Origin of the sequence: Kitasatospora sp. NPDC048365, assembly GCF_043200835.1 — a bacterium.
GTDB classification, from domain to species: Bacteria; Actinomycetota; Actinomycetes; order Streptomycetales; family Streptomycetaceae; genus Kitasatospora; species Kitasatospora terrestris.
Window position 1 is genome coordinate 89,435 of record NZ_JBICYJ010000014.1, and the last position, 20,347, is coordinate 109,781.

The window sequence follows — 20,347 nt, forward strand, 5'->3', positions numbered from 1 at the left end:
ATGCAGTTGACGATCGACCACGACTCCCCCACGCCCCCGTACGAGCAGATCCGCCACGCGGTCGCCGAGCAGGCCCGCACCGGCACGCTGCCGGTCGGCACCAAGCTGCCCACCGTCCGCGCGCTGGCCGAGCAGCTGGGGCTGGCCGCCAACACGGTGGCCCGCGCCTACCGCGAGCTGGAGACGGACGGCGTGGTGGAGACCCACGGCCGGCGCGGCACCCTGGTCGCCGCCACCGGCGACACCGCGCACCGCCTGGCCGCCGCCGCGGCCGCCGCCTACGCCGAGCGCGCCGAACGCCTGGGCCTCTCCCTGGAGGAGGCCCAGGCGTCCGTGCTCACCGCCCTGGACGTCGCCTACCGGCAGCGTTCCTAGGGCTGCGGCACCAGCGCGCTCTGCACGCCGTTCCCGGTGGTCGCCGCCGTGGAGACCGGGGCACCGAGCGCGCTGTGCTTCACCCACTCGGCCCACGGGACGTTCCAGTCGCCGAAGCCGTTGCCGAACGGCTCCATCTCGTGGCCCTTGCTGTTGACCACCTGGACGATGTCGCCCACCCGGGTGTTCTGGAAGAACCAGTGCGCGTTCTCGGTCGACATGCCGGTGCACCCGTGGCTGACGTTGTCCTTGCCCTGGGAGCCCACCGACCAGGGCGCGGCGTGCACGTACTCGCCGCTCCAGGTGACCCGGGTCGCCCACTTCACGTCCAGGTCGTAGGACTCGCTGCTGCCCGCCGCGATGCCGATGGTCTCGCCGCTCATCCGGACGTCGGCCTCCTGGCCCAGCACCACCTTGATGCCGTTGCGGGTGGAGAAGCCGGGCTTGCCGGTGGTCACCGGGATGGTGTTCACCACCTGCCCGTTGCGGCGGTAGGTCAGCTGGTGCGCGGCGGCGTCGACCACCGCCTCCACCCGGTCGCCGGTCTTCAGCGACAGGGTCTGCGCCTCGCCGCCGTACACGCCGTCGGAGATCCGGACGCCCGCCCGGTCGAAGGACAGCTTCACGGTGGCGTTGGCGGGCCAGTACTCCTGCGGGCGGAAGTGCAGCTCCTTGTCGTCCACCCAGTACCAGGCGCCGGTCACGGCGGGCTGGGAGACGACGGTCAGGCCGCGTTCGACCTCCTGGCGGGCCGCCGGGTCCTTGACCGCCTCGGAGAGCTTCACGGTGAGCGGCTGGCCGACGCCGTAGACGCCGCTGCCGGAGGAGTCCGGGCCGAGCTCGGCGGTGAGCAGGTTCTGCGCCTGCTGGGTGGTGAAGGTGGCGGTGGTCTCGCCGCGGCCGCCCTTGCCGTCGTCGGCGGCGACCTTCACGGTGTAGCTCGTTCCGGCTCTCAGATGGCCGGTGGTCTTCCAGCTCTGCTGGTCGGCGGCGAGCTCTCCGGCGACCACCTGTCCGTCCGGCCCGGTGACCGTGACGTCGGTGATCCGGGCACCCGGCTCGGCGGTCACGGTGAAGGGCTGGGAGGGATCGACCAGCCCGGCCGCGGAGGTGTGCACCAATCCGGCGGCGTCGACCTGGTGGAAGGTGGTGACCGCCGTCTCGTTCCCGCCTGTGCTCTCCGCGGAGCAGGCCACGAGCGGCGTCAGAACGAGCATGGCCACCGCGAGGGAACGAGTGCTGGTGCCTATTCGACCTGTTCGAGTGCCGTTCAACGGAACCTCCCTGGGTCCGATCTGACTCGAAGCGTATGAACGGCTCATCCGTTCGGCACTCCGACTGATCCTTCCGGGGGAACGGCGGCGGGCCGGGCCCCCCGAAGGGAAGCCCGGCCCGCCGTGGTGCGAGGGGAACCTACTGGTTCTGGTTCTCGCCCCGGTAGAACTCGAAGACCCAGCCGTACAGGCCGACCAGGATGATCGGGATCGACCAGTAGAGCAGCCACCAGCCGAAGATGACACCCAGGAAGGCGAGGGCGCCACCGATGGCCAGCGACAGCGGCTGCCAGCTGTGCGGAGCGAAGAAGCCCACCTCGCCGGCGTCGTCCGCGACCTCGGCCTCGGGGTTGTCACCGGCACCGGTGTCGACCCGCTTGGCGGTGAAGCCGAGGTAGAAGCCGATGAAGGCGCACAGGCCGAACGCGAGGAACAGCGCGGTGGTGCCGGCCGCCTCCAGACCCGTGTCGGAGTTCATGGTCCACAGGCCGTAGACGACCGCCATCACCAGGATGAAGGCGGCGAAGCCCATGAAGATCTTGCCCTGCTCCTTCATCAGGCGTCGCCCTCCTTCTTGCCCTTGCCCAGCTCGGGACGGTCGTACTGCGCGGGGGTCACCCCGGCGAAGTGGCTGGCCGGCTCACCGTGGTTCTCCAGGTAGTCCAGCGCCGCGATCTCCGGGTGGTGCAGGTCGAACGCCGGGGATTCGGAGCGGATCCGCGGCAGCGTGGTGAAGTTGTGCCGCGGCGGCGGGCAGGCGGTGGCCCACTCCAGCGAACGGCCGTAGCCCCACGGGTCGTCGACCTCGATCTTCTCCCCGTACTTGGCGGTCTTCCAGACGTTGTAGAGGAACGGCAGGATCGACAGGCCGAGCAGGAAGGAGCCGATGGTCGAGATGGTGTTCAGCGTGGTGAAGCCGTCCGAGGCGAGGTAGTCCGCGTAGCGACGCGGCATGCCCTCGGCACCCAGCCAGTGCTGGACCAGGAAGGTGGTGTGGAAGCCGATGAACAGCGTCCAGAAGGTGATCTTGCCGAGGGTCTCGTCCAGCATCTTGCCGGTCATCTTCGGCCACCAGAAGTGGAAGCCGGCGAACATCGCGAAGACGACGGTGCCGAAGACCACGTAGTGGAAGTGAGCGACGACGAAGTACGAGTCCGAGACGTGGAAGTCGATCGGCGGGGAGGCCAGCAGCACACCGGTCAGACCACCGAAGAGGAAGGTGACCAGGAAGCCGATCGTCCACAGCATCGGGGTCTCGAAGCTGAGCGAGCCCTTCCACATGGTGCCGACCCAGTTGAAGAACTTCACACCGGTCGGGACCGCGATCAGGAAGGTCATGAAGGAGAAGAACGGCAGCAGCACCTGGCCGGTGACGTACATGTGGTGCGCCCACACCGTCACGGACAGACCGGCGATCGCGATGGTGGCCGCGATCAGGCCGGAGTAGCCGAACATCGGCTTGCGGCTGAAGACCGGGACGATCTCCGACACGATGCCGAAGAACGGCAGCGCGATGATGTACACCTCGGGGTGACCGAAGAACCAGAACAGGTGCTGCCACAGCATGGCGCCACCGTTGGCCGGGTCGAAGACGTGCGCGCCGAACTTGCGGTCGGCCTCCAGCGCGAAGAGCGCGGCGGCGAGGACCGGGAAGGCCAGCAGCACCAGCACGGCGGTCAGCAGGACGTTCCAGACGAAGATCGACATCCGGAACATCGTCATGCCGGGCGCGCGCATGCAGATGATGGTGGTGATGAAGTTGACCGCACCGAGGATCGTGCCGAAGCCGGAGAAGGCCAGACCCATGATCCACATGTCGGCGCCGATGCCCGGCGAGCGGACCGCGTCCGACAGCGGCGAGTACGCGAACCAGCCGAAGTCCGCCGCACCCTGCGGGGTGAGGAAGCCGGCCACCGCGATGACCGAGCCGAACAGGTACAGCCAGTAGGCGAACATGTTCAGGCGCGGGAAGGCGACGTCGGGGGCGCCGATCTGCAGCGGCATGATCCAGTTCGCGAAGCCCGCGAAGAGCGGGGTCGCGAACATCAGCAGCATGATCGTGCCGTGCATGGTGAACGCCTGGTTGAACTGCTCGTTCGAGAGGATCTGCGTCCCCGGACGGGCCAGCTCGGCGCGCATGACCAGGGCGAGGACGCCACCGATCAGGAAGAAGGCGAACGAGGTCGCCAGGTACATCGTGCCGATCGTCTTGTGGTCAGTGGTGGTCAGCCACTTGATGATCGCGTTGCCCGGCTTGCGGACGCGCTGGGCGCCGGCCGTGACGGCCCCGGAGCCCCCGCCGGCCGCAGCGGGCTCGTTGAGGATAGTCACTTCTCACCTTCAATGCCCGTGATGCCGGAAGGCACCGCGCCGGCCTGGCCCTTGGCCCGCAGCTCCTTGAGGTGCTGCTCGTACTCGTCGTGCGTCACGACCTTGACGTTGAAGAGCATGCGCGAGTGGTCGACACCGCACAGCTCCGCACACTTGCCCCGGTAGGTGCCGAGCGCGGTCGGGGTGACCTCGAACTCGTTCGTCACACCGGGCACGACGTCCATCTTCATCAGGAAGTCGATCGGCCAGAAGTCGTGGATGACGTCCCGCGAGGTGAGGCGGAACTTCACCGACTCGTTCACCGGCAGGTAGAGCGTCGGCTCGTTCTGCGGGGTGCCGACGTCGTACGCGGCGGTCGTGCTCGACGGGTCGGGAATCTCGGAGTTCTCGTAGTTGAACGCCCAGCTCCACTGGAAGCCCACCACGTTGATGGTGTGCTGCGGCTTGGCAGACACCTCGGTCAGGCGGGCCTCGTCGCGCGCGACGAAGTAGAACAGCACCGAGACGATGACGAGGGGGACCGCGGTGTACAGCGCCTCGATGGGCACGTTGTACCGGGTCTGAGCGGGGATCTCCACCTTGGTGCGGCTGCGCCGGTGGAAGATCACGCTCCAGAGGATCAGACCCCACATCAGTGCGCCGACCACCAGTGCCGCGATCCACGAGCCCTGCCACATGTGGAGGACCAGGGGGCCTTCCTTGGTGACGGGCGTCGGGAGGCCAAGCCTGGGGAGGTCGTTGGCCGAGCAGCCGGTGGCGGTCGCGATGACGAGGCCCAGTGCCAGCGCCTGAGGCAGCTTCCGCCGCATCGTGCGCCGCGGCGAGCGGTCGGAGCCGTTGGGACTCACGTAGCGCCTTCCCGAAGTCTCGCCCGCGACTCGCATCACCCCGGGAGTCGAGTCCTCCCCGGCGACCCGGTCACGGGCACGGTTTGAATGCTTATGCGGGCCAAACGCTACTCCATCCTTATGCGGCACTCACGAGCAGCCCCCGCTAACGCGCCGCCTGGGTACCCGATCAGCCCCCGCAGGGGTGGAGTCGCAGGTCATCGCAGCCGTAAGAGGGTCGCACGCCCGATCGGGGGAGGCTATTGCGACACGCGGGTGACGGACCGTCGGGAGCCCGTCCGGGGCCTTTCCGGTACGCCTGATTGGATGGGTTCCGTGCACTACTTCGACGTCGCGTCAACCGCCCCGCTCCACCCCGTCGCGCGGCAGGCGCTGACCGCCGCGCTCGACGAGGGCTGGGCCGACCCGGCCCGGCTCTACCGGTCGGGCCGTCAGGCCCGGATGCTGCTGGACGCCGCCCGGGAGACCGTCGCCGAGGCGCTCGGCGCCCGGCCCGACGAGATCTCCTTCACCGCCAGCGGCACCCAGGCCGTCCAGCTCGGCATGCTCGGCGCGCTGCGCGGCAACCGGCGGCGCGGGGCGCACCTGGTGCACTCGGCGGTGGAGCACTCCAGCGTCCTGCACGTCGCGGAGCGGCACGAGGCCGAGGGCGGTTCGGTCACCGCGGTCGGCGTGGACCGGCACGGCCGGGTGACGCCCGGGGCCTTCGCCGCCGCCCTCCGGCCGGACACCGCGCTGGCGGTGCTGCAGTCCGCCAACCACGAGGTGGGCACGGTGCAGCCGGTCACCGAGACCGCCGAACTGCTCGGCGAGGTCCCGCTGCTGGTCGACGCCGCGCAGAGCGCGGGCCGGGCGGCGCTGCCCGGCGGCTGGTCGCTGCTGACCGCCAGCGCGCACAAGTGGGGCGGCCCGGCGGGCGTCGGGGTGCTCGCCGTCCGCAAGGGCGTCCGTTGGTCCTCGCCGCTGCCCGCCGACGAGCGGGAGCGCGGCCGGGTGCCCGGGTACGTCAACGTGCCGGCGATCGTCGCGGCGGCCGCCTCGCTGCGGGCGGTGCGGGCCGAGGCGGCCGCCGAGGACGCCAGGCTGCGCGCGCTGGTCGACCGGATCCGGGCCCGGGTCCCGGGGTCCGTGCCCGAGGTGGAGGTGGTCGGCGACCCCGTCCACCGGCTGCCGCACCTGGTCACCTTCTCCTGCCTGTACGTGGACGGCGAGGTGCTGCTGGGCGAGCTCGACCGGGCCGGCTTCGCCGTCAACTCCGGCTCGTCCTGCACGTCGAGCACCCTGACACCGAGCCACGTGCTCGCCGCGATGGGTGTCCTGACCGAGGGCAACGTCCGCGTCTCGCTACCGCTCGGGGTGGCGGAGGAGGCGGTCGACCGCTTCCTCGACGTCCTGCCTGGGATCGTCGCCGGCGTCCGCGCCCCGCTCGGCCTCGACCTCCCCGCGCCGGAGCCCACGGTCGGGACCCTCGTCGTCGACGCCCTGGGCAAGCGCTGCCCGATCCCGGTGATCGAGCTGGCCAAGCGGATCGGGGACGTCCCGGTCGGCGGCACGGTCGTCGTGCTCGCCGACGACGCGGCGGCCCGGCTGGACATCCCGGCCTGGTGCGAGATGCGGGGCCAGGAGTACCTGGGCGCGGAGGGCACTCGCTTCACGGTCCGACGATCGTTCTGACACCAGGGGCTCAGTTCCCCGAGCCCCTGGTTGCATCACCGTGCGAGCTTGGCGGTGACCTCGGCGGCGGCGGCTTCGCCGTAGGCCTCGGTGAAGCGCTCGATGAAGTGGCCGCGGCGGAGCTCGTACTCCTGGGTGCCGACGGTCTCGATCACCAGGGTGGCGAGCATGCAGCCAATCTGGGCGGCGCGCTCCAGGCCGAGGTCCCAGGAGAGGCCGGCGAGGAAGCCGGCGCGGAAGCCGTCGCCGACGCCGGTGGGGTCGGCCTTGCGCTCCTCGGCCGGGCAGCCGACGGTGATGTCGGGCTCGCCCTTGCGCTGGATGCGGACGCCCTTCGCGCCGAGCGTGGTGACCCGGGTGCCCACCCGGTCGAGGATCTCCTCCGCGCTCCAGCCGGTCTTGGTCTCGATCAGCGCGGCCTCGTACTCGTTGGTGAACAGGTACGCGGCGCCGTCCACGATCTCCCGGATGTCGTCGCCCTCCAGGCGGGCGAGCTGCTGGGAGGGGTCGGCGGCGAAGGCGAACCCGCGGGTGCGGCACTCCTGGGTGTGGCGGACCATCGCGGCCGGGTCGTCCGCCCCGATCAGCACCAGGTCCAGCCCGCCGACCCGGTCGGCGATCGGCTTGATCTCGATCTGCCGGGCCTCGGCCATCGCGCCGGTGTAGAAGGACGCGATCTGGTTGTGGTCCTCGTCGGTGGTGCACATGAAGCGCGCGGTGTGGCGGGTCTCCGAGATGTGCACGGAGTCGCAGTCCACGCCGTGGCGCTCCAGCCAGCTGCGGTACTCCTCGAAGTCGGCACCGGCGGCGCCGACCAGGATCGGGCGCAGGCCGAGCACGCCCATGCCGAAGGCGATGTTCGGGGCGACGCCGCCGCGGCGGATGTCGAGCGCGTCCACCAGGAAGGAGAGCGAGACGGTGTGGAGCTGCTCGGCGACCAGCTGATCGGCGAACCGGCCGGGGAAGGTCATGAGGTGATCGGTGGCGATCGAGCCGGCGACGGCGATACGCACGGGGGTCTCCTTGGGCGGCCCGGAGGGGCCGAGAGCTGCGGCAACAACTCACCCACGGTACAGGGCGGCGACCGGGCGGCCGGTACGCCCCGAACAGGTACTACCCCGGAGTAGACCTGGTCTGTCGCGACGGGTCGGCCTAGGGTCGACAGCGGTGGGACCTTTCCGCCCGCCCTCTTGAGGTCCGCGGCAGCGTGGCCGCGGCCCGGCGATCGGAGCGTTGAACCGATGAAGCCCAGTCACTCCGCCGGTTGGATCCCGAGCACCTCGCGCGGCGACGCCGACCCGGACTCCCTCGAACTGCTGCTCTCCTCCTCGCGCCGGCTGATCCGGTTCTGGCCGCAGGCGGAGGCCCGGCCCGAGCCGTACCCGCCGCTGTCGACGGGGGTACGGGTGCCGGCCGAGGCCCGCCGAGTGGTCGCGGGGATGGCCGAGTACGGCGGCTGACCCCGGCCGCGGCACCCGGACGGAACCGAGTTCCTCCCGAGCACGTCAAACCCGGGCAGTGCCGCCGCAGCGCGCTGCACGACCCTCGGGAGGAACGCAGATCATGGACGAGCACAGGACCACCTCGAACCGCCGCCGGGCCGCCGTCATGGCGGGTGCACTGCTGGCCGCCGGCGTGTTGACCGCGTGCGGGAGCGGGTCGGGCGGTTCGGCGTCGAGCGCGGGAGCGAGTGTGAGCGGATCTCCGAGCAGCAGTGCCCCGTCCTCGCCGGCGCCGGGCAGCCCGTCCGCGAGCGCGTCGCCCGCGCCGTCGGCGAGCGCCTCGCAGCCGACCCCGCAGCCCACGACGCCGGGCATAGCGGTCGGCGAGCCGGACCCGACCGCGGTGAAGATCCCCGCCACCGGGTACCGGCTGCAGAGCCCGACCTCGATCACGGTCTTCTTCGAGGCCGGGATCTGCGACAAGTACGGGCTGAAGGTGGAGGAGGACACGCCTCCGATCCTGAAGGTCCGGGTGGTGATCACCCAGACGGCGCCGCGCGGCCAGGCCTGCCCGCAGGTGATCAAGGAGCAGTCGGTGACCGCGACGCTGACCAAGCCGGTGAAGAGCGGCGCGGTGGTCGACCTGGCCACCGGGCAGCAGCTCTCGCCGAACGTCACGGAGCCGGCCGGCGGGCCGCGCTAGCCACCGGCCCCGGACATGCCACGAGGGCGGCCCCGGTCGGTGTGACCGGGGCCGCCCTCGTGGTCGTTCGGGCTTAGCTGAACGAGTCGCCGCAGGCGCAGGAGCCGGTGGCGTTCGGGTTGTCGATCGTGAAGCCCTGCTTCTCGATGGTGTCGACGAAGTCGACCGTGGCGCCGCCCAGGTACGGGGCGCTCATCCGGTCGGTGACGACCTTGACGCCGCCGAAGTCCTTGACGACGTCGCCGTCCAGCGAGCGCTCGTCGAAGAACAGCTGGTAGCGCAGGCCGGAGCAGCCACCGGGCTGCACGGCGACGCGCAGCGCGAGGTCGTCGCGGCCCTCCTGGTCCAGCAGGGCCTTGACCTTGCCCGCGGCGGCATCGGTGAGGAGGATGCCACTCTCGACGGTGGTCTCGTCCTGGACGGTCATGCTTACTCCCGGTCTGTGACGACGTATGTGCCGCCAGTGCAAACCAGCGGCCTCCCGGATTCATTTCCGGTCGGTGGTGCGTTCGGGGGACGTTTTCGTCGCCCACTCCCCCACGCACTCCATGCTCGCACACCGCCGGAGGGTGGTCACGGTCCCGTCCGGGCAAACCACCCCCGGCGGGGCCGCCCGCGGACCAGGATGGACCCCGTGATGGTTCGCCCGCTCCGAGACACCGCGGCTGACGCCGAAGCCGTCCTGGCGGTCGCCCGGGCCGCGTTCGCCGACCTCGACGGGCGGTCACCCGACGAGCCCGTGACCGCCGCGGGCGCGCGGCGCGAGGTGCGCAACGCCGCCCGGGCCCGGCACCTCGCCCGGACCGATCCGGACGGCTGCTGGCTGGCCGAGCACGAGGGCGAGCCGGTGGGCGCGGCGCTCTCGCTGCGGCGGGAGGGCCTGTGGGTGCTCACCCTGTTCGTGGTCCGGCCGGAGGCCCAGGGCAACGGGGTCGGGCGGCTGCTGCTGGAGCGGGCCGCCGCGTACGGGCGGGGGTGCCTGCGCGGGATGCTGTGCGCCTCGCCGTCGCCGGCCGCGGCCCGGCGGTACCGGAAGGCCGGGTTCACCCTGCACCCGGCGATGCGGCTGACCGGGGCCGTCGACCGGTCCGGTCTGGTGGACCCGGGCGACATCCCGGTGCACCCGGGCAACGCGACCCAGCTGCACCTGCTGGACTCGGTGGACCGCCGGCTGCGCGGCTCGGCGCACGGCGTCGACCACGGGTTCATGCTCGCCCACTTCGAGGAGCTGTTGGTGGCCGACGCCCTGGCCGGCAGCGGCTACTGCTACCGCGACGGCGGCGAGGTGATGCTCCTCGCCGCCACCTCCAAGCGGATCGCCGCCCGCCTGCTGCGCGAGGCGCTGGCCCGCGTCCCGGAGGGCACCGAGGCCCGCGTCGAGTTCCTCACCGCCGAGCAGGAGTGGGCGGTGGACGTCGGCCTGGAGCTCGGCCTCGGCCTGCAGACCCGCGGCTACCTGGCGGTGCGGGGCATGAAGCCGCCGAGCCCGTACGTGCCGAACGGCGGCTTCCTGTGAGCCCTGCTCTCTCGGGCCCGGCTCACTTCATGGTGTCGAGGATCTCGTTCACCATCTCCATCGTGGTGCCCGGGTGCAGGAAGGCGAAGCGGGCGACCGTCTCGCCGTCCCAGCCGGTGGGGGTGACGAAGCCGATCTGGTCGGCGAGCAGCTGCTGGGACCAGCGGTAGTAGTCCTCGTTGGTCCAGCCCTTGCGGCGGAAGCAGACCGCGGAGAGCTGCGGGTCGTGCAGCAGCTCCAGGTGCTCGCTGTCGCGGATCACCTGGGCGGTGTCCCGGGCCAGCCCGAGGCCGGTCTCGATGGCGTCGGTGTACGCGTTGGTGCCGTGCACCGCGAGCGAGAACCAGAGCGGAAGGCCGCGGGCGCGCCGGGTCAGGTGGTAGGCGTAGTCGGTGGGGTTCCACTCGTCGCCCTCGGTGTGCAGGACGTCCAGGTAGGAGGCGTCCTGGGTGTGCACGGCGCGGGCGAGCTGCGGGTTGCGGTAGATCAGCGCGGCGCAGTCGAACGGGGCGAACAGCCACTTGTGCGGGTCCACCACGAACGAGTCGGCGTGCTCGATGCCGTTGTAGCGCTCGCGCACCGAGGGGGCGAACAGGCCCGCGCCGCCGTAGGCGCCGTCCACGTGGAACCACAGGCCGCGCTCCCGGGTGACCTCGGAGAGGCCCTGCAGGTCGTCGACGATGCCCTCGTTGGTGGTACCGGCGGTGCCGACCACCGCGATCACGGGCGAGCCAGCAGGATCGGTCGCAGTCGGGTCGGCGGCCAGGGCGGCGCGCAGCGCCTCGCCGGTGAAGCGGCGGTCGACGGTCGGCACCACGAAGGCCTCGACGCCGATGATGTTGAAGGTGTTCTTCACCGAGGAGTGCACCTGGTCGGCGACGGCGATCCGCAGCCGGGCCTCGGGGCCGACGCCGAGCCTGCGGCGGGCGGTGTCGCGGGCGACGACCAGCGCCGAGAGGTTGCCGGCCGAGCCGCCGGAGACGAAGGTGCCGCCGGCGCTCTCCGGCAGACCGGCCCGGTCCGCTATCAGCCGCAGCACCTGGTTCTCGGCGGCGATGGCGCCGGCCGCCTCCAGCCAGGAGATGCCCTGCAGCGAGGCGCAGGAGACGACCATGTCGAAGAGCAGCGCGGCCTTGGTCGGCGCGCACGGGATGAAGGACAGGTAGCGCGGGCTGTCGGCCGAGATCACCGCGCGGGAGAGCTCGTGGTCGTAGAGCTTGAGCACGTCCGCGGGGTTGTTGCCGTGCGCGTTCAGCAGGCCGTCCAGGTGGCGGCGCAGGTGCTCGCCGTCGCCGGGGTGGTCGAGCGGGACGGGGTTGTACTGCAGCCGCTCGCGCATGTAGTCGAAGACGAGGTCGACCAGCTGGTTGTCGGGCCGGTGCATGCGGTCGGGGGCTGCGAACACGGGTGTGCCTCTCGCTGCTGAGGGTGTCGGGGCGCCCGGTACTGAGGGGGTGTCCGGACATGATCAGCGTAGGCAGCGGGGGGGCACGGGCGCGCGTCGGAACGGGGCCGCACGGGGCAGCTTTCCGGCGTTTTCGGGGGCCGTACGCAGGAATCCTGCGCGCCGGAAACGGAAAACGTCAGCCGATCAACCGGGAGAGGACCACCGAGCTACGGCTGCGTTGCACGCCGGGCTCCTTGCGGATCCGCTCGATCACGGCCTCCAGGTGCCGGGTGTCGGCGGCCCGGAGGTGGACCAGCGCGTCCGGGTCGCCGGTGACCGTCCAGGCGGCGACCACCTCGGGGAACTGCCTCAGGCTGGCCAGCAGCTCCTCGGGCGAGGTCCGGGCGCGGCAGTAGACCTCGACGAAGGCCTCGGTGCGCCAGCCGAGCAGCGCCGGGTCGAGCACCACGGTGAAGCCGCGGACCACGCCGCGGGCCCGCAGCCGGTCGATCCGGCGGCGGACGGCGGTGGCCGAGAGGTTGGCGAGCAGGCCGATCTCGGCGTAGGAGGCGCGGCCGTCGCGGCTGAGGTGCTCCAGCAGCAGGCGGTCGGTGTCGTCCAGCGGCGCCCCGGCCAGGTCGGGCGGTACAGGAGTGCTCATGGCCAGGGCTCCACGGTGGTACGTACGAGGGTGTGCGAGCCGGGAGAAACGACTCTGCGGGGCCATTCTCGCCGAAGTCGGCCCTCAATCCACCAGAAGGACGATCTTGCCGCGGGTGCGGCCCTCGGCGTTGAGGGCCTGGGCGGAGGCGGCCTGGGAGAGCGGGAAGGTGGAGGCGACGGGGACGGTGAGCCTGCCGTCGTCGGCGAGGCGGGCGAGTTCGGTGAGGTCGGCGTGGTCGGGGCGGGCCCAGACGTAGTGGCCGCCGAGCGCGGCGACCCGGTAGTCGGCGACCGAGGCGATCCGGCCGGGGTCGGCGACCAGTTCGGCGGAGGTCTCCACGGCGTCGCCGCCGACCAGGTCGAGGGCGGCGTCCACCCCGCCGGGCGCCAGCTCGCGGACCCGGTCGGCGAGGCCGGGGCCGTGGGCCACCGGTTCGGCGCCGAGGCCGCGCAGGAAGTGGTGGTTGCGCTCGCTCGCGGTGCCGATCACCCGGCAGCCGCGCGCCTCGGCGATCTGGACGGCCAGGCAGCCGACCCCGCCGGCGGCGGCGTGCACCAGGACGGTCTCCCCCTCCCGCACGGCGAGCGCCTTGACCAGCGCCTGGTAGGCGGTGAGCCCGCACAGCGGCAGGCCGCCGGCCTGCGCCCAGTCGAGCGCGGCGGGCTTGCGGGCCAGGGTGCGCACCGGGGCGGCGACCAGTTCGGCGTACGTGCCGTGCTCGACCCAGTCCTTGCGGACGTAGCCGATCACCTCGTCGCCGGGCCGGTACTCGGTGACGCCGCCGCCGACCGCCTGGACGACGCCGGCGCAGTCGAAGCCCATGACGAGCGGGAAGTGGGCGTCCAGCATGCCGTCGAGGTGTCCGTCCCGGATCTTCCAGTCGACCGGGTTGACGCCGGCCGCCCGCACCCGGACCAGGACGGAGTCGGGCCCGATCTTCGGGTCGGGGAGCTCGGTGTACTCGACCACCTCGGGGCCGCCGTAGCGGTGGATCGCGATTGCCTTCATGCCGTCCAGCCAAGCCGGAAGACCTGGAATTCTCGCGCGGGAAACATCCAACCTGGTGAGCGGTGCTCGTCACATCGACAGGACGGCCATCGTCACTGTGACGCTAACCGGTTATCATAGATAGCGTCAGATAGACGAGAAGGCTGGTAGACAGTGCCGGCCGCACAGGAGGGCACACGCCCGTGACCACCACCGTAGAGACCCCCCACGGCGTCGACCCCACCCCGACGCCGCTCGCGCTGCTGCTCCTCGGCCGCCAGGCCGATCCGAACAGCGAGCGCGGCGTCGAGTGCCCCGGCGACCTGCCCGCAGCCTCCGACCCGGACCTGGTCGAGCGCGCCCGCGCCGCCAAGGCCGCGCTCGGCGACCGCGTCTTCATCCTGGGCCACCACTACCAGCGCGACGAGGTCATCGAGTTCGCCGACGTCACCGGCGACTCGTTCAAGCTGGCCCGCGACGCCGCCGCCCGGCCCGAGGCCGAGTACATCGTCTTCTGCGGTGTGCACTTCATGGCGGAGTCCGCCGACATCCTCACCACGGACGCCCAGCAGGTCGTGCTGCCCGACCTGGCGGCCGGCTGCTCGATGGCCGACATGGCCACCGCCGAGCAGGTCGCCGAGTGCTGGGACGTGCTCACCGAGGCCGGGATCGCCGACGTGACGGTGCCGGTGTCGTACATGAACTCCTCCGCCGACATCAAGGCCTTCACCGGCAAGCACGGCGGCACCATCTGCACCTCGTCCAACGCGAAGCGCGCGCTGGAGTGGGCCTTCGAGCAGGGCCAGAAGGTGCTCTTCCTGCCCGACCAGCACCTCGGCCGCAACACCGCCGTGCTGGACCTGGGCCTGTCGCTGGACGACTGCGTCCTCTACAACCCGCACAAGCCGAACGGCGGCCTGACCGCCGAGCAGCTGCGGGACGCGAAGATGATCCTCTGGCGCGGCCACTGCTCGGTGCACGGCCGGTTCTCGCTGGACTCGGTGAACGAGGTCCGCGAGCGGATCCCCGGCGTGACCGTGCTGGTGCACCCCGAGTGCAAGCACGAGGTGGTCACCGCCGCCGACATGGTGGGCTCGACCGAGTACATCATCAAGGCGCTGGACGCCGCCGAGCCCGGCTCCAAGTGGGCCATCGGCACCGAGCTGAACCTGGTCCGCCGCCTGGCCAAGGCGCACCCGGACAAGGAGATCGTCTTCCTGGACCGCGCGGTCTGCTTCTGCTCGACCATGAACCGGATCGACCTGCCGCACCTGGTCTGGGCGCTGGAGTCGCTGGTCGAGGGCCGGGTGCCGAACGTGATCACCGTCGACCCGGAGACCGAGAAGTACGCCAAGGCCGCGCTGGACCGGATGCTGGCCCTGCCGTAGCCCCTCGGGAACACCGGAAGGGCGGGCCCCCGCGGGGGCCCGCCCTTCCTGCTACGAGAAACCGGTTACTCCGGGAGGCCCGGAATCAGGCCGTCGCCCTCGTCCCTGAGCATCGCCTTGACCTCGTCGACGGTCGCCTCCGCGTCCGGGAGGATCAGGTCGGACGGCTCCAGCGAATCGTCCGGCAGCGGGCTGCCGAACTCGCGGACGGCCTCCAGCAGGCTCGCGAGCGCGGCCCGGAAGGCCTGCTCGTCGCCCGACTCCACGGCGGTGAGCAGCTCGTCGTCGAGCTGGTTCAGCCGGTTGAGGTGGCCCTCGGCGACCTCGAACTGGCCCTCACCCATGACCCTCATGATCATGCCGGTGCGTCTCCCTGTTCGGGTTACTTGTTGTAGTTGATCTTCGACGGGTCCTGCTGGCCCTGCTCGATGGCCTGCGGCGCGGACGCCGGGGAGCCACCGGTGAGCTCGGCCTTCATCCGGGCCAGCTCCAGCTCGACGTCGCTGCCGCCGGCCACCCGCTCCAGCTCGGCCTCGATGTCGTCCTTGCGGCCCAGACCGCTGGCGTCGTCGAGCGCGCCGGAAGCCAGCAGCTCGTCGATCGCACCGGCCCGCGCCTGCATCTGGGCGGTCTTGTCCTCGGCCCGCTGGATCGCCAGGCCGACGTCGCCCATCTCCTCGGAGATGCCGGAGAAGGACTCGGCGATCCGGGTCTGCGCCTGGGCGGCGGTGTAGGTCGCCTTGATGGTCTCCTTCTTGGTGCGGAAGGCATCCACCTTGGCCTGCAGCCGCTGGGAGGCGAGCGTGAGCTTCTCCTCCTCGGCCTGCAGCGCCTGGTACTGGGTCTCCAGGTCGGTGATCTGCGACTGGAGGTTGGCCTTGCGGGTCAGCGCCTCCCGGGCCAGGTCCTCGCGGCCCAGCGAGAGCGCCTTGCGGCCCTGGTCCTCGTACTTCGCGGACTGCTGCTGGAGCTGGGTCAGCTGGAGCTCGAGGCGCTTGCGCGAGGTGGCCACGTCGGCGACGCCCCTGCGCACCTTCTGCAGCAGTTCCAGCTGCTTCTGGTAGGAGTAGTCGAGCGTTTCGCGCGGGTCCTCCGCCCGGTCCAGGGCCTTGTTCGCCTTGGAGCGGAAGATCAGCCCCATACGCTTCATGATTCCGTCGCTCATGGGCTCCGATAGCCCCCTTCTTCGGGCCTGCGGGTTTGCGTCTCGTAACAGGTCGAGTGTATGCGCGGCGGCCTTCTCACCGCAGTGCACGAGCCTGCAACAAGACTGCTACAGGGCTGTGCGCCGCGGCATCGTCCGCGAGGTGGAGACGCCCCTGAGACCATGATCCGCCGACCGGTCGGCCACCCGTAGGGGGACGCGCCGGGCCGCCCGGAATGTGATTGATATCGGTTCGGGTCCAAGGGCCTGGGGGAAAGCGCCCGGTCAACACGTACGCTGGGGGTGTGTTCCGACGCCGCTCCGAAGATTCCTCCACCGCCACCGCCGTGATGGCCGTCGAGGACGACAAGAACCTGCCCCGCGACCCGCAGGCCCCGAAGGGCCGGCCCACGCCCAAGCGCAGTGAGGCCGAGGCCAACCGGAAGACCCGGGTCACCGTCCCGAAGGACCGCAAGGAGGCGAACCGCCAGGCCCGCGACCGCATGCGGACCGAGCGCGACAAGCAGCGCCAGGCCCTGCTCGACGGTGACGAGCGCTACCTGCCGGTCCGTGACAAGGGCCAGGTCCGCCGCTTCACCCGCGACTTCATCGACTCCCGCTGGTCGGCCGCCGAGTTCTTCCTGCCGTACGCGGTGGTCGTGCTGGTGCTCTCGATCGTCCGGGTGCCGGTGCTGCAGCTCGCCTCGACGCTGCTCTTCATGCTGTTCTTCGTGGTCGTCATCCTGGACTTCGTGCGCCTGGGCCTGACCCTGCGCAAGAGCCTCGCCGAGCGCTTCCCGAACGAGAACACCCGCGGCGCCGTCGCCTACGGCCTGATGCGCACCCTGCAGATGCGCCGACTGCGGCTGCCCAAGCCGCAGGTCAAGCGGGGCGAGCGGCCCTGACCGCGGAGGCCGTGCCGCCGTACTGGGCCCATCCGGTCGCACCGGACGGGCCCGGTCGGCATGCGGCCCTCCCCGGGGCGCTGCCCGCGCAGGGCTTCGGCCGGCACGACCGGCTGCCCGCCCGCGGCGTCGCGTACCACAGCGGCGCCGGCGCCTGGCTGGAGCGGCAGGGGGGCCTGCACAACCTGGTCCGCCAGGAGCTGGTCGCCCGGCAGCTCGCCGAGCAGCTCGCCGGACTCACCGGCCTGCGCGTCCTCGACGTCGGCTGCGGCCAGGGCACCCAGGCCCTGCGGCTCGCCCGGGCCGGCCACCTGGTCACCGGGATCGACGCCGACCCCGCGATGCTCACCGCCGCGCAGACCGCGCTGGCCGCCGAACCCGAGCCGGTCCGCCGACGGGTCCAGCTGCTCACCGGCGACGGCCACCAGTGCGGTCGCTGGTTCGGGCCGCGCAGCTTCGACGTGGTGCTCTGCCACGGCGTCCTGATGTACCTCGCCGACCCCGACCCGATGCTCGCCTCGATGGCACGGATCCTCGCCCCCGGCGGGCTGCTCTCCCTGCTGGTGCGCAACGCCGACGCGCTCGCCATGCGGGCCGGGCTCACCGGCGACTGGCGGGCCTGCGCCGAGGCCTTCGACGCCACCCGCTACACCGACCGCCTCGGCCTGCCCGCCCGCGCCGACCGGCTCGCCGACCTCACCACCACGCTCGGCGAGCTCTCCGTGCCGGTCCGGCACTGGTACGGGGTCCGGGTCTTCACCGACACCACCCCCGACGAGGCCGCGCCCGTCGACGGCCGCCGGCTCGCCCAGCTCCTCGACGCCGAGGAACGGGCCGGGCGGCAGGACCCCTACCGGGCGGTGGCGGCCCTGCTGCACGTCGTCGCCGGGAAGTAGCTCCCCGCCGCCGGGTCCTACTCGGCCTCGTGCAGGCTCATCGGGTAGATCTCCCGCTCGTCCTCCAGCAGGACCACCCGGTCGATGCCCTCGTCCAGCAGGCGCTTCCACTCCTCGCCGATCCACGACTCCGCGTCGCCCTGGCTGGAGAACTCCTCGGCCCCGCCCGCCGGGGTGACCACCGTGCCGTCCGCCGTCTCGTACCGCCACGTCCACACCATGCCCGGCTCCTCCCGCGCTCGCTTCTGCGCCTGTCGCGCTGCGAACAGTAGCGTGCCCGGTGCGGCGGCCCGCATGCCTGCGTTCGCGACCCGTCCGGCAGGATGGCGGGCATGGTGCTTGCTCGGACGTTGATTCTCGGTGGGGCCCGGTCGGGGAAGTCGACCCGGGCCGAGCAGATGCTGGCGGGCCACGAGGACGTGCTGTACGTCGCCACCAGCGGCCTGCGGGACGGCGACGCGGAGTGGGCGCAGCGGGTCCGACTGCACCGCGAGCGGCGGCCCGGCAGCTGGCGGACCGCCGAGACCTGCGAGCTGGAGGCCGTCCTGGCCGACGGCTCGGACCCGGCGCCGGTGCTGATCGACTGCCTGGCGCTGTGGCTCACCGCCGTGATGGACCAGCACCGGGCCTGGGAGGACGAGGTCTGGTACGGCGGCGGCGAGGCGGCCGTCACGGCGCGCTGCGAGGCGCTGGCGAAGGCCTGGGCCGCCAGCGGGCGCACCGCGATCGCGGTCAGCAACGAGGTCGGCATGGGCGTCGTCCCCGCGACCGCCGCCGGGCGGCGCTTCCGGGACACCCTGGGCCACCTCAACATGGCGGTCGCCGACGCCTCCGAGAGGGTGCTGCTGGTGGTCGCCGGACAGGTGCTGACCATCAAGTCAACGGACGTATAGGCTGCCTCGCGATGGACACCACCGTGGATCTCGATACCTTCTCCTCCGCCGTCGAGCGGCCCGACGAGGGCGCCCGGCGAGCCGCCGAGGAGCGCTGGCAGCAGCTCGCGATGCCGGCCGGCGGCCTCGGCAGGCTGCAGGAGCTCGGCGCCTGGCTCGCCTCGGTGCAGGGCGAAGCACCGACCCGGCCGCTGGCCGCCGCCAAGGTGCTGCTGTTCGCCGGTGACCACGGCGTCGCCTCGCTCGGCGTCTCCCGCCTCGACCCGAGGACCGGCACCGCCGACCGGGTGCGCGCCGTCCTCGACGGGACGGCGCCGGTCGCCGTCCTCGCCCGCCGTTACGGCGCCGGGGTGCGGGTCGTCGACATGGCCGTCGACGCCGACCCGGCGGAGTTCCCCGAGGACGTCGTGCGCCACCGGGTGCGCCGCGGCTCCGGGCGGATCGACGTCGAGAACGCGCTCACCGAGGCCGAGGCCGTGCAGGCCTTCCGGGCCGGCGTCGCCGTCGCCGACGAGGAGGCCGACGCCGGCACCGACCTGGTGCTGCTCGGCGACCTCGGGGTCGGCTCGACCACCGTCGCCGCCGTACTGGTCGGCGCGCTGTGCGGCACCGACGCGGCCGCCGTCACCGGGCGCGGCTCCGGGATCGACGACCGGATGTGGATGGTCAAGTGCGCCACCGTGCGCGACGCGCTGCGCCGCGCCCGGCCGGTGCTCGGCGACCAGATCGCCCTGCTGGCCGCCACCGGCGGCGCGGACTTCGCGGCGCTCACCGGCTTCCTGCTGCAGGCGTCGGTGCGCAAGCTCCCCGTGGTGCTGGACGGTGTGGTCACCGCGGCGTGCGCGCTGGTCGCGCAGCGGATCGCGTTCCGGGCCCCCGAGTGGTGGCGGGCCGGCACCGCGAGCGGCGAGCCCGCGCAGGTCAAGGCGTACGACCGGCTGACCCTGACGGCGCTTCAGGAGATCGGCGTGGCCATGGGCGAGGGCACCGGCGCGGTGCTCGCGCTGCCGCTGCTCCAGGCCGCCTCCGACACCCTGGCCGAGCCGGTGGCGGTGCCGTCCGCGAAGCCGCTCGCGCCTCGGGCGCCGGCGAAGCTGCCGACGGCGGCGGAACTGCTCGGCCGGTTCTGAGAACCGGGGTGAAGCTCCTCGTTCCCGGCCTGCGGTTCGCCTTCGGCACGCTCTCCGTGCTGCGGGTGCGGGTGGACCGGTGGGACCGGGAGGCCGGCGGCGCCGCGATGGTGGTCGCGCCGGCGGTCGGGGTGGTGCTCGGCGCACTCGCGGCGGGCGCCGGGGCGCTGCCGGCGTGGCGCGGCGGCCCGCTGCTCGGCGCGGTCGGCGCGGTGGCGGTGCTCGCGGCACTGACCCGGGGCCTGCACCTGGACGGGCTGGCGGACGTCGCCGACGGGCTGGGCAGCGGCAAGCCCGCCGAGGACGCGTTGCGGATCATGAAGCAGTCGGACATCGGCCCGTTCGGCGTGCTGACGCTGCTGCTGGTCCTGCTCGCCCAGGTCGCGGCACTGGCCGGGGAGTTCGCCGGCTCGCTGCGGGAGGGCGCGCTCGCCGTCCTCACGGCCGCGGTCACGGCGCGCTGCGCGCTCGCCTGGGGCTGCCTGCGGTCGGTCCCCGCGGCGCGGCCCGGCGGGCTGGGCGCGATGGTGGCGTCCACGGTCCGCCCGGCGGCGGCGCTCGGGATCTCCGCGCTGAGCGCGGCCGCGCTCGGGGCGGCCGCGTGGGCCTCGTCGGCCGACGGCTGGGCGGCGCTCCGCTACCCGGCGGCGGTGGCGGTCGGACTGGGCACCGCCTGGCTGCTGCTGCGGCGCTGCGTACGGCGGCTGGACGGGATCACCGGGGACGTGCTCGGTGCGATGGCGGAGACCGCGGCGACCGGGGTGCTGGTCGCACTCGCCGTCAGCTGACC

General features: G+C 72.2%; 23 protein-coding genes. 11 read left to right on the forward strand and 12 right to left on the reverse strand.

The window, feature by feature from the left end; genetic code table 11:
- Nucleotides 1–375: a GntR family transcriptional regulator gene (locus ACGFX4_RS16825; RefSeq protein WP_345696678.1), complete on the forward strand. Its 375-nt coding sequence runs from the start codon at nt 1–3 to the stop codon at nt 373–375.
- Here the strand turns inward: ACGFX4_RS16825 and ACGFX4_RS16830 are convergent.
- From ACGFX4_RS16830 to coxB, 4 genes are all read right to left on the reverse strand, one after another.
- Nucleotides 372–1,592, reverse strand: a complete 1,221-nt coding sequence (locus ACGFX4_RS16830) for an Ig-like domain-containing protein (protein ID WP_393074304.1) — start codon at nt 1,590–1,592, stop codon at nt 372–374. The genes ACGFX4_RS16825 and ACGFX4_RS16830 overlap by 4 nt on opposite strands.
- 196 nt (nt 1,593–1,788) lie before the next feature.
- On the reverse strand, nt 1,789–2,205 hold the full coding sequence (locus ACGFX4_RS16835) for a cytochrome c oxidase subunit 4 (protein ID WP_393074306.1): 417 nt from the start codon (nt 2,203–2,205) through the stop codon (nt 1,789–1,791).
- Entirely contained in the window at nt 2,205–3,980 is a 1,776-nt protein-coding gene (ctaD, locus tag ACGFX4_RS16840; RefSeq protein ID WP_393074309.1) for a cytochrome c oxidase subunit I, read from the reverse strand. Before ctaD ends, ACGFX4_RS16835 begins: the two co-directional genes overlap by 1 nt.
- Entirely contained in the window at nt 3,977–4,828 is an 852-nt protein-coding gene (coxB, locus tag ACGFX4_RS16845) for a cytochrome c oxidase subunit II (protein WP_393074312.1), read from the reverse strand. Before coxB ends, ctaD begins: the two co-directional genes overlap by 4 nt.
- Before the next feature lie 306 nt (nt 4,829–5,134).
- Here coxB and ACGFX4_RS16850 point away from each other — a divergent pair, with 306 nt between their 5' ends.
- Complete coding sequence (locus tag ACGFX4_RS16850) at nt 5,135–6,502, forward strand: cysteine desulfurase/sulfurtransferase TusA family protein (RefSeq protein WP_393074315.1); 1,368 nt, start codon at nt 5,135–5,137, stop codon at nt 6,500–6,502.
- Nucleotides 6,503–6,537: 35 nt separating this feature from the next.
- On the opposite strand, the gene ACGFX4_RS16855 is transcribed toward ACGFX4_RS16850, so the two are convergent.
- A complete protein-coding gene (locus ACGFX4_RS16855) occupies nt 6,538–7,515 on the reverse strand; it encodes a carbohydrate kinase family protein (RefSeq protein ID WP_393074317.1) in 978 nt (325 codons plus the stop codon).
- Nucleotides 7,516–7,743: 228 nt separating this feature from the next.
- Between ACGFX4_RS16855 and ACGFX4_RS16860 the strand changes: the two genes are divergently transcribed.
- Entirely contained in the window at nt 7,744–7,962 is a 219-nt protein-coding gene (locus ACGFX4_RS16860) for a hypothetical protein (RefSeq protein WP_393074320.1), read from the forward strand.
- A 103-nt stretch (nt 7,963–8,065) separates the two neighbouring features.
- Nucleotides 8,066–8,647, forward strand: coding sequence for a hypothetical protein (locus ACGFX4_RS16865; protein WP_393074323.1), 582 nt, complete (start codon nt 8,066–8,068; stop codon nt 8,645–8,647).
- A 73-nt stretch (nt 8,648–8,720) separates the two neighbouring features.
- Here the strand turns inward: ACGFX4_RS16865 and ACGFX4_RS16870 are convergent, their stop codons facing one another.
- The gene (locus ACGFX4_RS16870) at nt 8,721–9,074 is read right to left on the reverse strand and encodes an iron-sulfur cluster assembly accessory protein (RefSeq protein WP_253799021.1); all 354 of its coding nucleotides are present in this window, start codon (nt 9,072–9,074) and stop codon (nt 8,721–8,723) included.
- A 207-nt stretch (nt 9,075–9,281) separates the two neighbouring features.
- On the opposite strand from ACGFX4_RS16870, the gene ACGFX4_RS16875 reads away from it, so the two are divergent.
- Nucleotides 9,282–10,163 carry a GNAT family N-acetyltransferase gene (locus ACGFX4_RS16875; protein ID WP_393074326.1) on the forward strand — a complete coding sequence of 294 codons (882 nt, stop codon included), beginning with the start codon at nt 9,282–9,284 and terminating at the stop codon, nt 10,161–10,163.
- A 22-nt stretch (nt 10,164–10,185) separates the two neighbouring features.
- Here ACGFX4_RS16875 and ACGFX4_RS16880 read toward each other — a convergent pair whose 3' ends face one another.
- From ACGFX4_RS16880 to ACGFX4_RS16890, 3 genes are all read right to left on the reverse strand, one after another.
- Entirely contained in the window at nt 10,186–11,568 is a 1,383-nt protein-coding gene (locus ACGFX4_RS16880; protein ID WP_393074329.1) for a pyridoxal phosphate-dependent decarboxylase family protein, read from the reverse strand.
- A 178-nt stretch (nt 11,569–11,746) separates the two neighbouring features.
- Nucleotides 11,747–12,211 carry an Lrp/AsnC family transcriptional regulator gene (locus ACGFX4_RS16885; RefSeq protein WP_393074332.1) on the reverse strand — a complete coding sequence of 155 codons (465 nt, stop codon included), beginning with the start codon at nt 12,209–12,211 and terminating at the stop codon, nt 11,747–11,749.
- A gap of 84 nt (nt 12,212–12,295) precedes the next feature.
- Nucleotides 12,296–13,222, reverse strand: a complete 927-nt coding sequence (locus tag ACGFX4_RS16890) for an NADP-dependent oxidoreductase (RefSeq protein ID WP_393074335.1) — start codon at nt 13,220–13,222, stop codon at nt 12,296–12,298.
- Nucleotides 13,223–13,404: 182 nt separating this feature from the next.
- Here ACGFX4_RS16890 and nadA point away from each other — a divergent pair, with 182 nt between their 5' ends.
- Nucleotides 13,405–14,589, forward strand: coding sequence for a quinolinate synthase NadA (gene nadA, locus ACGFX4_RS16895; protein ID WP_393074337.1), 1,185 nt, complete (start codon nt 13,405–13,407; stop codon nt 14,587–14,589).
- Between the two features lie 65 nt (nt 14,590–14,654).
- Here nadA and ACGFX4_RS16900 read toward each other — a convergent pair whose 3' ends face one another.
- Together ACGFX4_RS16900 and ACGFX4_RS16905 are read right to left on the reverse strand one after the other, a co-directional pair.
- On the reverse strand, nt 14,655–14,948 hold the full coding sequence (locus tag ACGFX4_RS16900) for a hypothetical protein (RefSeq protein WP_393074340.1): 294 nt from the start codon (nt 14,946–14,948) through the stop codon (nt 14,655–14,657).
- A 23-nt stretch (nt 14,949–14,971) separates the two neighbouring features.
- The gene (locus ACGFX4_RS16905; RefSeq protein WP_393074342.1) at nt 14,972–15,754 is read right to left on the reverse strand and encodes a PspA/IM30 family protein; all 783 of its coding nucleotides are present in this window, start codon (nt 15,752–15,754) and stop codon (nt 14,972–14,974) included.
- Between the two features lie 284 nt (nt 15,755–16,038).
- Between ACGFX4_RS16905 and ACGFX4_RS16910 the strand changes: the two genes are divergently transcribed.
- Together ACGFX4_RS16910 and ACGFX4_RS16915 are read left to right on the forward strand one after the other, a co-directional pair.
- On the forward strand, nt 16,039–16,638 hold the full coding sequence (locus tag ACGFX4_RS16910; protein WP_393074345.1) for a DUF3043 domain-containing protein: 600 nt from the start codon (nt 16,039–16,041) through the stop codon (nt 16,636–16,638).
- Nucleotides 16,639–16,823: 185 nt separating this feature from the next.
- Nucleotides 16,824–17,534: a class I SAM-dependent methyltransferase gene (locus ACGFX4_RS16915; protein ID WP_393074497.1), complete on the forward strand. Its 711-nt coding sequence runs from the start codon at nt 16,824–16,826 to the stop codon at nt 17,532–17,534.
- A 17-nt stretch (nt 17,535–17,551) separates the two neighbouring features.
- Here the strand turns inward: ACGFX4_RS16915 and ACGFX4_RS16920 are convergent, their stop codons facing one another.
- The gene (locus tag ACGFX4_RS16920; RefSeq protein ID WP_393074348.1) at nt 17,552–17,755 is read right to left on the reverse strand and encodes a hypothetical protein; all 204 of its coding nucleotides are present in this window, start codon (nt 17,753–17,755) and stop codon (nt 17,552–17,554) included.
- Between the two features lie 111 nt (nt 17,756–17,866).
- Here ACGFX4_RS16920 and cobU point away from each other — a divergent pair, with 111 nt between their 5' ends.
- Genes cobU through ACGFX4_RS16935 form a run of 3 tightly spaced genes read left to right on the forward strand, consistent with a single transcriptional unit; the run spans nt 17,867 to nt 20,345 of the window.
- Complete coding sequence (gene cobU / locus ACGFX4_RS16925) at nt 17,867–18,427, forward strand: bifunctional adenosylcobinamide kinase/adenosylcobinamide-phosphate guanylyltransferase (RefSeq protein WP_393074350.1); 561 nt, start codon at nt 17,867–17,869, stop codon at nt 18,425–18,427.
- Nucleotides 18,428–18,438: 11 nt separating this feature from the next.
- Nucleotides 18,439–19,557: a nicotinate-nucleotide--dimethylbenzimidazole phosphoribosyltransferase gene (locus ACGFX4_RS16930; RefSeq protein ID WP_393074352.1), complete on the forward strand. Its 1,119-nt coding sequence runs from the start codon at nt 18,439–18,441 to the stop codon at nt 19,555–19,557.
- A gap of 8 nt (nt 19,558–19,565) precedes the next feature.
- A complete protein-coding gene (locus ACGFX4_RS16935; protein WP_393074355.1) occupies nt 19,566–20,345 on the forward strand; it encodes an adenosylcobinamide-GDP ribazoletransferase in 780 nt (259 codons plus the stop codon).
- The last annotated feature ends 2 nt before the right edge of the window (nt 20,346–20,347 follow it).

Excerpts from the sequence above, each read along its gene's own strand:
- ACGFX4_RS16885 (WP_393074332.1), bottom strand. The coding sequence starts at position 12,211 with ATGAGCACTCCTGTACCGCCCGACCTGGCCGGGGCGCCGCTGGACGAC.
- ACGFX4_RS16905 (WP_393074342.1), bottom strand. The coding sequence starts at position 15,754 with ATGAGCGACGGAATCATGAAGCGTATGGGGCTGATCTTCCGCTCCAAG.
- ACGFX4_RS16830 (WP_393074304.1), bottom strand. The coding sequence starts at position 1,592 with ATGCTCGTTCTGACGCCGCTCGTGGCCTGCTCCGCGGAGAGCACAGGC.
- cobU (WP_393074350.1), top strand. The coding sequence starts at position 17,867 with ATGGTGCTTGCTCGGACGTTGATTCTCGGTGGGGCCCGGTCGGGGAAG.
- ACGFX4_RS16920 (WP_393074348.1), bottom strand. The coding sequence starts at position 17,755 with ATGGTGTGGACGTGGCGGTACGAGACGGCGGACGGCACGGTGGTCACC.
- ACGFX4_RS16865 (WP_393074323.1), top strand. The coding sequence starts at position 8,066 with ATGGACGAGCACAGGACCACCTCGAACCGCCGCCGGGCCGCCGTCATG.
- ACGFX4_RS16835 (WP_393074306.1), bottom strand. The coding sequence starts at position 2,205 with ATGAAGGAGCAGGGCAAGATCTTCATGGGCTTCGCCGCCTTCATCCTG.
- ACGFX4_RS16860 (WP_393074320.1), top strand. The coding sequence starts at position 7,744 with ATGAAGCCCAGTCACTCCGCCGGTTGGATCCCGAGCACCTCGCGCGGC.
- ACGFX4_RS16890 (WP_393074335.1), bottom strand. The coding sequence starts at position 13,222 with ATGAAGGCAATCGCGATCCACCGCTACGGCGGCCCCGAGGTGGTCGAG.
- ACGFX4_RS16900 (WP_393074340.1), bottom strand. The coding sequence starts at position 14,948 with ATGATCATGAGGGTCATGGGTGAGGGCCAGTTCGAGGTCGCCGAGGGC.
- ACGFX4_RS16825 (WP_345696678.1), top strand. The coding sequence starts at position 1 with ATGCAGTTGACGATCGACCACGACTCCCCCACGCCCCCGTACGAGCAG.
- ACGFX4_RS16850 (WP_393074315.1), top strand. The coding sequence starts at position 5,135 with ATGGGTTCCGTGCACTACTTCGACGTCGCGTCAACCGCCCCGCTCCAC.
- ACGFX4_RS16930 (WP_393074352.1), top strand. The coding sequence starts at position 18,439 with ATGGACACCACCGTGGATCTCGATACCTTCTCCTCCGCCGTCGAGCGG.
- ACGFX4_RS16870 (WP_253799021.1), bottom strand. The coding sequence starts at position 9,074 with ATGACCGTCCAGGACGAGACCACCGTCGAGAGTGGCATCCTCCTCACC.